The 12,408-nt window shown below is 49.8% G+C and carries 11 protein-coding genes; 6 read left to right on the top strand and 5 right to left on the bottom strand.

Translation table 11 applies throughout. The features are described 5' to 3' along the window. Positions 1 to 16 precede the first annotated feature (16 nt). Genes hemF through hemA form a run of 5 tightly spaced genes read right to left on the bottom strand, consistent with a single transcriptional unit; the run spans position 17 to position 4,876 of the window. On the bottom strand, positions 17 to 931 hold the full coding sequence (hemF, locus tag KD145_RS12840; RefSeq protein ID WP_212006270.1) for an oxygen-dependent coproporphyrinogen oxidase: 915 nt from the start codon (positions 929 to 931) through the stop codon (positions 17 to 19). Between the two features lie 4 nt (positions 932 to 935). Then, positions 936 to 1,964 carry a uroporphyrinogen decarboxylase gene (gene hemE / locus KD145_RS12835; protein ID WP_212006269.1) on the bottom strand — a complete coding sequence of 343 codons (1,029 nt, stop codon included), beginning with the start codon at positions 1,962 to 1,964 and terminating at the stop codon, positions 936 to 938. Next, positions 1,961 to 2,707 carry a uroporphyrinogen-III synthase gene (locus KD145_RS12830; protein ID WP_212006268.1) on the bottom strand — a complete coding sequence of 249 codons (747 nt, stop codon included), beginning with the start codon at positions 2,705 to 2,707 and terminating at the stop codon, positions 1,961 to 1,963. Before KD145_RS12830 ends, hemE begins: the two co-directional genes overlap by 4 nt. After that, the gene (gene hemC, locus KD145_RS12825) at positions 2,697 to 3,617 is read right to left on the bottom strand and encodes a hydroxymethylbilane synthase (protein ID WP_212006267.1); all 921 of its coding nucleotides are present in this window, start codon (positions 3,615 to 3,617) and stop codon (positions 2,697 to 2,699) included. Before hemC ends, KD145_RS12830 begins: the two co-directional genes overlap by 11 nt. A 5-nt stretch (positions 3,618 to 3,622) precedes the next feature. Next, positions 3,623 to 4,876 carry a glutamyl-tRNA reductase gene (gene hemA / locus KD145_RS12820; RefSeq protein ID WP_212006266.1) on the bottom strand — a complete coding sequence of 418 codons (1,254 nt, stop codon included), beginning with the start codon at positions 4,874 to 4,876 and terminating at the stop codon, positions 3,623 to 3,625. Between the two features lie 298 nt (positions 4,877 to 5,174). On the opposite strand from hemA, the gene hemH reads away from it, so the two are divergent. The 6 genes from hemH to KD145_RS12790 all read left to right on the top strand — a co-directional run bounded on the left by hemH (position 5,175) and on the right by KD145_RS12790 (position 12,256). After that, positions 5,175 to 6,218, top strand: a complete 1,044-nt coding sequence (gene hemH, locus KD145_RS12815) for a ferrochelatase (RefSeq protein WP_212006265.1) — start codon at positions 5,175 to 5,177, stop codon at positions 6,216 to 6,218. Between the two features lie 11 nt (positions 6,219 to 6,229). After that, positions 6,230 to 7,579, top strand: a complete 1,350-nt coding sequence (gene hemG, locus KD145_RS12810; RefSeq protein WP_212006264.1) for a protoporphyrinogen oxidase — start codon at positions 6,230 to 6,232, stop codon at positions 7,577 to 7,579. 62 nt (positions 7,580 to 7,641) lie between these two features. Further along, positions 7,642 to 8,781 (top strand): Re/Si-specific NAD(P)(+) transhydrogenase subunit alpha, encoded by a 1,140-nt coding sequence (locus tag KD145_RS12805; protein WP_212006263.1) that lies wholly within the window; start codon positions 7,642 to 7,644, stop codon positions 8,779 to 8,781. Between the two features lie 43 nt (positions 8,782 to 8,824). Further along, positions 8,825 to 9,136: an NAD(P) transhydrogenase subunit alpha gene (locus KD145_RS12800; RefSeq protein ID WP_212006262.1), complete on the top strand. Its 312-nt coding sequence runs from the start codon at positions 8,825 to 8,827 to the stop codon at positions 9,134 to 9,136. A gap of 19 nt (positions 9,137 to 9,155) precedes the next feature. Beyond that, entirely contained in the window at positions 9,156 to 10,718 is a 1,563-nt protein-coding gene (locus KD145_RS12795) for an NAD(P)(+) transhydrogenase (Re/Si-specific) subunit beta (RefSeq protein WP_212006261.1), read from the top strand. A gap of 134 nt (positions 10,719 to 10,852) precedes the next feature. Continuing rightward, complete coding sequence (locus KD145_RS12790; RefSeq protein ID WP_212006260.1) at positions 10,853 to 12,256, top strand: RsmB/NOP family class I SAM-dependent RNA methyltransferase; 1,404 nt, start codon at positions 10,853 to 10,855, stop codon at positions 12,254 to 12,256. Positions 12,257 to 12,408 lie beyond the last annotated feature (152 nt).

Below are 12,408 nucleotides of genomic sequence, written 5' to 3'. Positions count from 1 at the left end.
CCAAATTTTAAAATAACTAAATGTTAATCCAGTCGCGGGGCTTGAGCCATTCCACCAGCTGGGCCTCAGGGCTGCCGGGCTCCGGATGGAAATCGTATTCCCAGCGGGCTACCGGCGGGAGACTCATGAGGATAGACTCAGTGCGGCCATTGGTTTTGAGTCCGAACAAAGTGCCTCTGTCGTGGATCAGGTTAAACTCCACATAACGTCCGCGTCTATACGCCTGCCAGCTGCGATGGGCTTCTGTATAGGGGATGTCTTTTGTTTTCTCTACGATCGGCAGGTAGGCTTTCAGGAAAGCTTTACCATTGGCCTGGGAGAAGGCAAAAAGTTCTTCCGCTGTTTTTTCTGCATTGGGACGGAGGTAGTCATAGAAGATACCGCCAATACCCCTTGCTTCGTTGTTACGGTGTTTGTTGACGAAATATTCGTCGCAATGTTTTTTGTATTTCGGGTAGAGGTCTGTTCCGAAAGGATCGCAGGCCTCTTTGAAGGTGCGGTGGAAGTAGCTGCCATCCTGTTCTTCGAGATAGTAGGGCGTGAGGTCTGCGCCGCCGCCAAACCAGCTGTCTTTCAGGTTACCATCCTGATCATACAGTTCGAAGTAACGGAAGTTGGCATGTACGGTAGGTACAAAAGGATTGAGCGGGTGTATTACGAGGGAGATGCCGCAGGCCATGAACCGGCTGTTGGTAACACCAAACTGCTGGGCCATTACTTCGGGCAGGTCACCGTGTACGACGGAAGTGCTGACACCGCCTTTTTCGAAGACGTTACCGTCGGCGATCACGCGGGAGCGGCCACCGCCGCCACCGGGGCGTTCCCAGTGGTCTTCACGGAAAGTGGCTTTGCCGTCTATTTTTTCCAGGGCGCTGCATATTTCATCCTGCAGGTCCTGTATAAAAGTGATAAAATCGTTTTTGATGCTCATGGTATTAGCCGTGTGCTTTAACTGTTTCAACAAATGCTTTGGCATGGTCTACCGGTACATTAGGCAGGATGCCATGGCCGAGGTTGGCGATATAACGCTGGCGGCCGAAGCCTTTCAGCATTTCCTTCACTGATTTTTCAATTTCAGGAATAGGAGCCAGCAGTTTGGCCGGGTCGAAGTTGCCCTGCAGGGTAATGTTGCTGCCAGCAAATTGACGGGCCAGTTCCGGTTTGATGCACCAGTCTATACCCAGGCCATGAGCGCCGGTAGCGGCCATGTCTTCGAGGGCAAACCAGGCACCTTTGGCGAATACGATCGTAGGGCATACCTCTTTCATGGCAGCCACGATCTGGCGGATATATTGCAGGGAGAACACTTCAAAGTCCTGCGGACTGAGCAGGCCGCCCCAGGAATCAAATACCTGTACGGTGTCGGCACCGGCAGCCACCTGTGCTTTCAGGTAAGCGATGGTGGTATCGGTGATCATCTGCAGCAGCTGATGGGCTACAGCAGGTTGCTGGTAACAGAAGGCTTTGGCTTCATCAAAGGTTTTGGAGCCTTTGCCTTGTACCATATAGCAGAGCAATGTCCAGGGCGCACCGGCAAAACCGATCAGCGGCACACGGCCGGCCAGGGTTTGTTTGGTGAGCTTCAGTGCATCGAATACATAATGCAGTCTTTCGTGTACATCGGGAACGCATAAACGTTGCAGGTCCTGTGCACCTTTTACCGGCTGTGGCAGCAGCGGGCCTACTTTCTCTACCAGCTGTACTTCCATGCCCATGGCCTGTGGTACTACCAGAATGTCGGAGAAAATGATGGCAGCATCTACACCTACCTGGTCTACCGGCATAACGGTGATTTCGGTGGCCAGTTCAGGATTTTCGCAGCGTTCAAAGAAACTATATTTATCACGCAGTTTAATGTAATCCGGTAAATAGCGGCCTGCCTGACGCATCATCCATACTGGTGTGCGGGAAACAGTTTCGCCTCTAAGGGCCTTCAGCAATAAATCGTTCTTCAAAGCGCTCATTCGTAGCAGTTAATATTGTTAAAGTAAAATATAGCTGTTTGTACCATGGACTCCTCTCCTGTAAGAGGGCTCATGATGATTTTATTATCAGTGTAGTCTTCCAGTATGGAAGTGGTAGTGGTGCCGATGGCAAAACAAACGGTTTTGGATGGCAGGCTGTTGACGGAGAAAAAACTTTTCACCGCGCTGGGACTGAAAAACAGAATACCGTCGTAATCATCGGCTATCACAGCAGGTGTAGGCATGTTTTCGTAGATCACAAATTCATGTACGGTGATACCCGCTTTGCGTAAGCCTTCGGGGAGATCATCCCTTCGCTGGTTACCGCAGAAAAAGATCACTTCAGAAACATGGCCTAGTTGTATGATAGCTGTTGCGAGGTCTTTGCCATAGGAGGCTTCCGCCAGTATGGGATTGCCGGGCAGCAGTTGTTGTATTGTTTTTTTGGTGTTACCGTCGATACAGCATACAGGATTGGGGAGGGGGTAATGACGTCCTCCCTGGTACTGGTAATGGTCTGCAAAGGTTTTTACAGCATGGGCACTGGTAAATACCAGGGGTGTTGCAGGGTTGTTGAACACCTTTATCATGTTTTCCATTCCCAGCAGGTCTTTGTTGACCAGTGGTTTTATCTGAATGAAGTCCAGTACGTCGATGGCAATACCGTTGTCACCAGCTGCAGCGATTAAGCTGTCTGTAAGAGGCCTGGTGCATAATATGCGGTATTTGACATTATCCGGCATTTCTGATCGCTGCTACAATTTCATCACCACCGCGGGCCATGATGTCCTCGGCGGCGGTTTTGCCCAGGTGTTGTGCCTGTGCTACGGATACTTCGCGGGAGATGTCGAGGAACTGAGTGCCATCGAGGCTGCAGAGTTCACCGCGGAAGTGTACGGTATCATTGGTTATATAAGCGTAGGCGCTGATAGGGGTGGTGCATCCGCCCATCAGGGTACGCAGGAATTCACGTTCGATATGTGTGGTGAGGGCTGTTTCCGCATGGTTAAAGGCGGCACAGGCTTCACGGCAGAAGGCATCGTCTTCGCGGCATACAGCCACTACGGCGCCTTGTGCGGGTGCCGGCAGCATCCAGTCGAGGTCGATGGAGTTGGCCGGACGTATGTTGATCCTTTCCAGGCCGGCAACGGCGAAGATGGCGCCATCCCAGTTTTCAGCAGCCAGTTTCTGCAGGCGGGTGTTGACATTGCCCCGCAGGTTGTGCAGCTGGTGCTGTGGGTATTTCCTTAACCACTGTGCTTTGCGGCGTACGCTGCTGGTGGCGATATTGGCCACATAACCGGGCTCGTCGAGGAAGGCGGTGCTGTTTTTGTATACTAGCAGGTCCTTCACCGGACCGCGTTGGAGCACAGCGGCCTGCACAATTTGCTGAGGCAGCTGGGTGGGCACGTCCTTAAAGGAGTGTACAGCGATATCAATACGGTTGTTGAGCAGTGCGATGTCAAGGCTTTTGGTGAAGATGCCTTGTACACCTATTTCGTACAGTGGTGTAACGAGATCGATGTCGCCTTCGCTTTTAATGGGTACCAGCGTGGTTTTATAACCCTGGGCGGTGAGCAGGTCGTTGACCTGATGTGCCTGCCAGAGTGCCAGCTGGCTTTCTCTTGTACCTATCCTGATAATTTTGTCCATGATGATTAGTCCTGCTTAACTCCGGTCTCGAAAATATCGTTGATCATAGCGATGTACAGGTCACTCTTATCAGTTTCCTTGCGTACTTTTCCTGCCATGAGGTTGATCATTTTCTGGATGATACGGGAAGACACTTCTTCCATATCTTCCACTTTATAGCCGGAGCCGTTTTTCTGTTGTTGTATTTCGCGGGTGTGGATCTCCTGAAGTTTGTCTTTAACGGCTTTGAGTACAACGGCATGTTTGCGCATTTTGTACCAGTACAGGAATTCAGCCATGTGCTCATCGATGATGGCGAGGGCTTTAGGTACTTCACCCAGCCTGTTTTGCAGGGTTTCGTCCTGTACTTTGGAGAGCTCGTCTACATTCACGAGGGTGACATGCTCCAGATCACCGACAGCTGATTCCACGTTGAACGGGATGGAGAGGTCGATGACCAGCTTAGGAGATGATTGGTGGAAGTGGGAGGCCAGTACAGTAGGTTCCGGTGCATTGGAAGCTACCAGTATCACATCAGCAGCCTGCATTTCACTTACCATGTTTTCGTAAGGTGCATAACGCAGGCCATGCTGGCCGGCGAAATCAGCGGCTACCTGAAGGGTACGGTTGATGAGAGTGACCTCTTTTACACCCAGGTATTCAATCATATTCTTACAGGTGTTGCGGCCTATTTTGCCCACACCCAGCAATACGATTTTTTTATGACGGATATCCGGGCAGTGGCGTTCGAGCATCCGTACGGTGGCGAAGGCCACGGAAACGGTGCCTTTGCTAAGGCCGGTTTCTGTCTTGATGAGTTTGGAAACCTGTAACACACTGTTGACAAGTCTTTCCAGGAAACTGCCCAGGCATTGCTGTGCCTTGGCGAACTTGGCTGCATTACGGATCTGGCCGATGATTTCATAGTCGCCCAATATCTGGGAGTCGAGGCCGGTGCCTACCTGATACAGGTGGCGGATGGCTTCCTCACCGGATTTGGAATAAGCCAGTTCCCCCAGCTGTGCCCTGTCGCCGTGTGTTTCACGGGACAACAAGTCCAGCAGGTCCTGCGGGCTGTCCGCGAAACCATATAGTTCCGTTCTGTTACAAGTGGAGAGTACAAAGAGATCATCTAATTGCACAGTCCTGGCATGCTCCAGGAGTTGTTGGTATTGGGCCGGATTAATGGCGTATAATCCCCTGATAGCAGCGTCTGTTTTCTTATAGTTGATTCCAACGATATGAAAATTTGCTATTTCTTTTGAGTGACTGACCTGCATGTTTTTGAATAAGCTTCCGGCTGCAAAAATACTTGGATACGCCGCAAACAAACGGGATAAGGCTGTCATTAGTGTGTCATTTCTCCTACTGGTATCCAATACGATGAAAAAATGATTTTTATCAGTTTTTGCGGGGCCTGTGTTCTGTGGTAAGATGACTACACGAATATACGAAATAATAGTGAACAATCATTACAAATACATGACATTAGTCCCTGTGGAAGGGCCAACAGCGGCCTTTCTGAAAAAGCACTTTATGTGAATTTGTTATTTACTTTTGCAGCAATTTATTAAGCACATGGTATCTAAATCTGATGTTGGCATTATTCTGATGAACCTGGGTTCGCCCGATTCTACGGCGGTCCCTGATGTGAAGCGTTATCTGCTGGAATTTCTGATGGATAAACGCGTGATCGACTACCCCTGGCTGTTCCGCAAGATACTGATTGAAGGGATCATCGTTCCCCGCCGTGCAGAAAAATCGGCGGAAGCTTATGCTTCTATCTGGTGGAAGGAAGGTTCCCCTTTGATAGCACTCACCAAACAACTACAGACCGCTGTTCAGCATGATATGGACGTGCCGGTGGAGATTGCGATGCGTTACGGTAATCCGCACCCGGAAGTGGCTTTCAACAACCTGCTGAAAAAAAATCCGGGACTGAAGGAAGTGATAGTATTGCCACTATATCCGCATTACGCCATGTCTTCCTATGAGACAGCGGCAGAATATGCGAAAGAGATCTACAAAAAGAAAAAATACAAGTTCAAACTTTCAGTAATACCTCCATTCTATGATGAGCCTGCATACATCGATGCAGTAGCAGAGAGCATGCGGCCTTATCTGCAACAGGAGCATGATTATGTGCTGTTCAGCTATCACGGTGTGCCTGAAAGACATATCCGTAAAGGAGATATTACCGGCCATCATTGCATGAAAGTAACTGACTGTTGTCATGTACAATCACCGGCACATGAATACTGTTACCGGCATCAGGTGTTCATCACCGCAGAGCTGGTGGCAGCTAAACTGGGCCTGCCCCGCGAAAAATGGGGTATCTCCTTCCAGTCGAGGCTGGGCCGCGAAGAATGGCTGAAACCTTATACAGCCGGGCTGCTGGAAACACTGCCCGGAGAAGGCAAGAAAAAACTGCTGGTAGTATGTCCGGCATTTGTTTCCGATTGCCTGGAAACACTGGAAGAAATTGCCGTGGAAGGAAAACATTCTTTCATGAACAACGGAGGGGACAGTTTTACCATGATCCCCTGTCTGAATATTCATCCTATGTGGGTAAAAGCGGTGGTTAAATACTGCCATCAGATCATGGAGGAGGAAACCGTATAACCTTGAACCATATGCCACAGAAACCCGTTTTGATCATCGGGGCCGGTATTTCCGGCCTGAGCATCGCCTATGAGTTGCAGAAAAGACAGGTGCCTTATCTGGTACTCGAAGCCACCAACCATAGCGGCGGTGTGATACACTCTTTTAACAAGGATGGTTATGAGCTGGATGCAGGGCCCAATACCATTGCGGCTACGCCGGAAACCCTGCAGTTCCTGCAGGAGCTGGGCCTGGAGAAGGAGATGCTGTATGCTTCCGCTGTCAGCAAAAACCGTTTCCTGGTAAGGAACAACCGGTTGCATGCCGTATCGCCTCATCCGTTGAAGATCATGGGCTCCGATTATATCAGTCGTGGCAGCAAATGGCGCCTGTTTACGGAACGTTTCCGCAAACCTGCGCCGGCAGCGGGAGAAGAAACGGTTTCCCATTTTGTGGAGAGAAGGTTTAACAAAGAAATTGCGGACTATGTGTTTGATCCGGTATTGTCTGGTATCTATGCCGGCAACCCCGATCTGATGAGCATAGCAGAAGTATTGCCTGCTTTGCCGCGCTGGGAGCGCGAATACGGTAGTGTCACCAAAGGACTGATGAAGGAAAAGGGCGCTATGGCCGGCCGTAAGATCATTAGTCTGTCAGGCGGCAATCAAAGGCTTACCCGCCGTTTGCAGGAATTATTACAAACACCGGTACGGTTCAACTGTTCCGTGAAACATATCAGTAAGGCTGCTGATGGTGGTTATACACTGACTTGTGAGGAGCAGGGCGGTGAGCATACCATCACGGCGGATCATGTGGTGATCACTACGCCGGCTGACGTGGCAGCCAGACAACTGGCAGGCCTGGATGCCGGAGTAGCGGCCCTGTTGCAACAGGTATATTACCCGCGTATGGGGGTGTTGCATCTGGGATTTGAGGCCAGTGCGCTTCCTCAGCCACTGGAAGGTTTTGGATTTCTGGTTCCGCATGCCGAAAAATTACATTTCCTGGGTGCCATCTGTAATTCAGCCATCTTCCCCCACAAAGCCCCGCAGGGCAAATTACTGCTCACCGTATTTGTGGGAGGTGCCCGGCAGGAGCATTATTTCGATGAGCTGGGAGCTGCAGGGCTGCAGGAGATCGTCATAAAAGAAGTACAATCGCTGCTGGGATTGAGTGCCGCTCCGGTAATGCAGCATTTCAGTTATCTTGAGAAGGCCATTCCGCAGTTAAATGTAGGACATGCAAAGTTGCGTGATGCTGTTGCCGCCATGGAAAACCAGCATCCCGGCCTATTGCTGAAAGCCAACTATGTGCAGGGTGTGGCATTGCCTGCGCTGATACAGCACGCGGCCACATTGGCTGATTCGCTCAGGAAAAATTAATCATCGGAATTGTTTTCTTTGTTGCCGTTTTTTCTTTAAATTCCATTATAAACTTCCACCAGATGATTGCAGGAATTTTAAAAGAAAAAAACGGCGAAACCCGTGTGTCCCTCACTCCTGAAATAGTGAAGCAGCTGCAGCAGATGTCGGTAACCGTGTGGGTGGAGCAGGGGGCCGGAGAACAGGCGTTTTATAACGATGACGCCTATATGCAGGCCGGCGCGCTGATCAAAACAGCGGCCGAAGTGCTGTCACAATCGGATATCATTTTTACTATACAGCCTCCGTCAAGGGAACTAGCGGGGCAGATAGCTGCCGGGAAGATCCTCCTCGGTGTGCTGCAACCCTTATTCCGGCCTGAAGAGGTTGGTTACTGGGCCTCCCGGAATATCACCACTTTGAGCCTCGATTCCATCCCGCGTACCACCCGTGCGCAGGTGATGGACGTACTCAGCTCCCAGGCCAATATATCCGGTTATAAAGCTGTATTGCTGGCAGCGTATAGCTATTCCCGTTATTTTCCCATGTTTATGACGGCAGCGGGCAGTATAGCCCCAGCCAAAGTACTGATACTGGGAGCAGGTGTAGCCGGACTGCAGGCCATCGCCACCGCCAAAAGGCTGGGGGCCGTGGTAGAAGTGTTTGACACCCGCCCTGCTGTAAAAGAAGAAGTGATGAGCCTCGGTGCCCGCTTCGTGGAAGTGGAAGGTGCTGCCGATGCCTCCGCCGCCGGCGGTTATGCAGTAGAACAGAATGAAGAATATCAAAAGAAACAGCAGCAGAAGATTGCAGAAAGTATCGCCAAAGCAGATATTGTGATCACCACTGCTCAGATACCGGGGAAACCTGCTCCGGTACTCGTTACCCAACCTATGCTGGACCAGATGCGCAGTGGCGCAGTGATCGTAGACCTGGCTGCTGCTACCGGTGGTAATACCGCCCTTACCCGCAACAATGAAACCGTGCATTACCGCGGCATCACCATCATCGGTAATTCCAACCTCCCCGCAACTATGCCGGCTGATGCCAGCAAACTATATGCAAAAAACGTTTTCAATTTCCTGAAACTCATATTGACAAAAGAAGGAAACCTGCACTTGAATTTTGAGGATGATATTGTGAAAGGTGCCTGTATCACCCACAACGGAGAAATCGTCAATGAACGCCTGAAAAGCGCTAAACCAGCTACCAGCACTATCTAGTGCTGTAGATTATCGTTGTCCGACTAATCAAAATACCGCAAGCATGGAATATATTCTATCTTTTTTTCATCAACATACGGAGCTGATCTATATCGTGATTTTATCCGTTTTCCTGGGGGTGGAAGTCATATCCCGTGTGCCTTCCGTACTGCATACACCGCTGATGAGCGGTGCCAATGCTATTCACGGCGTAGTCATCATCGGTGCAATCATCGTCATGGGAAAAGCAGAACAGGACAACTATCTGGCGCTGATCCTCGGCTTCCTGGCCGTTATCCTGGGCACGGTCAATGTAGTAGGTGGTTTCGTGGTGACAGACCGTATGCTGGAGATGTTTAAAAAGAAAAAGCAATAACGGTTTAAAGCGCAATTTTATGGGATCCAGTGTACTATCAATCATTTATCTGATCGGCTCTGTTACGTTTATTCTGGGCCTGAAAATGCTCAGTAAACCGGATACTGCCCGCAAAGGCAACCTGGTGGCCGCCGCTGGTATGGCGCTGGCTATCCTGGGCACTATCTTCCTCTATAAATCCGATGGGCATCATTTGCATAACTATGGATGGATCGCCGCCGGTCTGCTGATAGGCACCGTCATCGGTGTATTGTCTGCCAAAAAAGTGAAGATGACCGCCATGCCGGAAATGGTTAGCATGTTCAACGGTATGGGGGGTGCCTGTGCGGCCCTCATCTCCATTGTGGAATTCGACCACCTGATACATTCCCGTTTTAATATTAATCAATTGCTCTCTACTGCCGGGGAACAACTGATCATAAAAATGCAGAAGCTGCTGCAGGCCCAGCTGGAAGACGGTGCCGGCTCACTCAACTTCAGCCTCAATACCAACATCGATATGCGGGGCCACCTGCTTATCATCCTGCTGGGACTGATCATCGGGGCCGTTTCTTTTGCCGGCAGCGTGATCGCCTGGGGAAAACTGAACGGGCGCATCCGTGATTTCTCCTTTAAAGGGCAGCATTACGTAAACCTCGCGGTGATGGCCATGATTCTGATCGGTGCGATCGTGCTGGTGGTGACCGTCAATAAACAGGTGGACGCTGCCGTTTCAGCTGGTAGTCCCCGTGACCTGCTGAGCTTTCAACTGCTTTTTTACCTGGTATTGTTATGTTCCCTGATATACGGCATATTGTTCGTATTGCCAATTGGCGGAGCGGATATGCCCGTAGTTATCTCCCTGCTGAACTCTTTTACCGGCGTGGCAGCCGCATGTGGTGGCTTCCTGTACGACAACCCGGTAATGCTGACCGGTGGTATCCTGGTAGGCTCTGCCGGTACCATCCTCACCATCCTGATGTGCAAAGCCATGAACCGCTCCCTTAAAAACGTACTGATCGGCTCTTTCGGCAATGGCACCACTGCTTCCGGTACTGTTAAAGACCACGGCACCTACAAGGAAATCAGCCTGTCCGACGCTGCCGTAGTAATGGCATATGCCAGTAAAGTGATGATAGTACCTGGTTACGGCCTGGCCGTAGCCCAGGCCCAGCACGCCTGTCATGAACTGGAGAAGTTGCTGGAAGACAAAGGAGTGATCGTAAAATACGCTATTCATCCGGTAGCCGGTCGTATGCCCGGTCATATGAACGTGTTGCTGGCTGAAGCTGATGTCCCTTATGAAAAATTACTGGAGATGGAGGATGCCAATGCTGAGCTGCCCACCACAGACGCTGTGCTGGTGCTGGGGGCCAACGATGTGGTAAATCCTGCCGCCAAAAATGATCCTTCCAGCCCTATTTACGGAATGCCGATACTGGAAGTCGAAAATGCCAAACTGGTGATCGTGAACAAACGCAGCATGAAACCCGGTTATGCCGGCATTGAAAACGATTTGTTTTTTCAACCAAAGACTTCCATGTTGTTTGGTGATGCCAAACAGGTATTGCAACAACTGGTGGCAGAAATCAAACAGGTATAAACTACCTGTCAAACACAGAAAAGAGCGCAGTGATTTTTTCGACATCAGAAAAAAATTACTGCGCTCTTTGCGTTCCCTGAAGCCTTTGCAACAACTTTTCCACGATCCTCCTTATTTTTGCGGAAAAAAGAACATTGTCCAATCATTTACCAGCGGCACTGATAGATTCTTTGGAAGGACTTCCCGGTTTTAACAGGGCTTCATTTGAACAGGTGCACGCAGCAGCAGAAAAAATTACTTCACTCCGGTTAAACCCAATGAAGGTGCGTACGGCAGCAGAACAGGAAAATATTCTATCCTCTCTGTCTGCTACCGGTGCCCAGCGGGTACCCTGGAGTACTACAGGGTATTATCTCCCACAGCGTCCGTCTTTTACATTCGATCCATATTTTCATGCCGGTGCCTATTATGTACAGGAGGCATCTTCCATGTTCCTCGAACATGCGGTACGGTCTACCGTAGCGCTGGACCGTCCGTTGAAAGTGCTGGACCTCTGTGCTGCACCAGGAGGTAAATCTACTTTGCTGCAATCGCTTCTCAACAGTAACAGTATGCTGGTGGCCAATGAAGTGATTAAGGTCCGTGCTGCATTGCTGGCAGACAATATCAGCAAATGGGGTACAGCAAACGTGGTGGTGAGCAATAACGATCCCCGCGATTTTGGCCGTCTGCCTGGATATTTCGATCTGGTAGTCATTGATGCACCCTGCTCCGGATCTGGTTTATTCCGCCGCGATCCTGAACTGGTAACAGAATGGTCGCCTGAAAATGTGATGCTCTGCAGTCAGCGTCAGCAGCGTATTCTGGCCGATGTGTTGCCTGCCCTGAAAGAAGATGGTGTGCTGATCTATTCTACCTGCTCTTTTTCAAAAGAAGAAGATGAGGAAATTCTCGATTGGCTGGCAGATCATTTTGAACTGGAAAATATACCACTGGAAATTCCCGGTGATTGGAATATCGTTACAACGGTAACGAATAAACGTAATTGCAGCGGATACCGTTTTTATCCTGACAGACTGAAGGGAGAAGGATTTTTTATTGCCTGTTTCCGCAAGCAGAGCATGGCAGACACGGTGAAACGTAAGGAAGCGAGAACTGCTGCCATTGGGACCAAGGAGCGGGAGCTGTTATCGCAGTGGATACAGTTGCCTGAAGGTTATACCTATCAGCCGCATCAGGAAGACATCCTGATTTTATCTCCCATGGTATCATCAGAAATAGCATTGCTGCAACAACATTTGTATATTCGCAAAGCCGGCGTGAAAGCAGGACAGCTCGGAAAGAAAGAGCTGATACCAGACCATCAGCTGGCTTTGAGTAACCTGGTTGTGGATAAGGTGCCGGTGATAGATCTTGATCTTAAAGCTGCCTTACAGTATCTTCGCAAGGAAGATCCGGGTATAGACACTACCGTGAGAGGATGGGCACTGATGCGTTATAAGCAAATGCCCCTGGGCTGGGCAAAAATACTGCCAAACCGGATGAATAATTATTATCCTAAAGAACTCCGTATTTTGAAAGATATCAACGGGCTGTAAAAAGTTTCTGCGCTATTTGTTCCCTCGTTACATATTTGTGAAATAAGCTGCCAACGGGAGTTTTATCTGCATGTCGAACTATGGCGTACATGCAGTGAATGACAACAAAAAGCATGTTTTTTCGTTTGTTTTATTAAATATTTTTGTCAATT

It is taken from the genome of Chitinophaga sp. HK235, from assembly GCF_018255755.1.
Classification (GTDB): domain Bacteria; phylum Bacteroidota; class Bacteroidia; order Chitinophagales; family Chitinophagaceae; genus Chitinophaga.
This window is presented reverse-complemented; position numbering and strand designations above follow the sequence as displayed.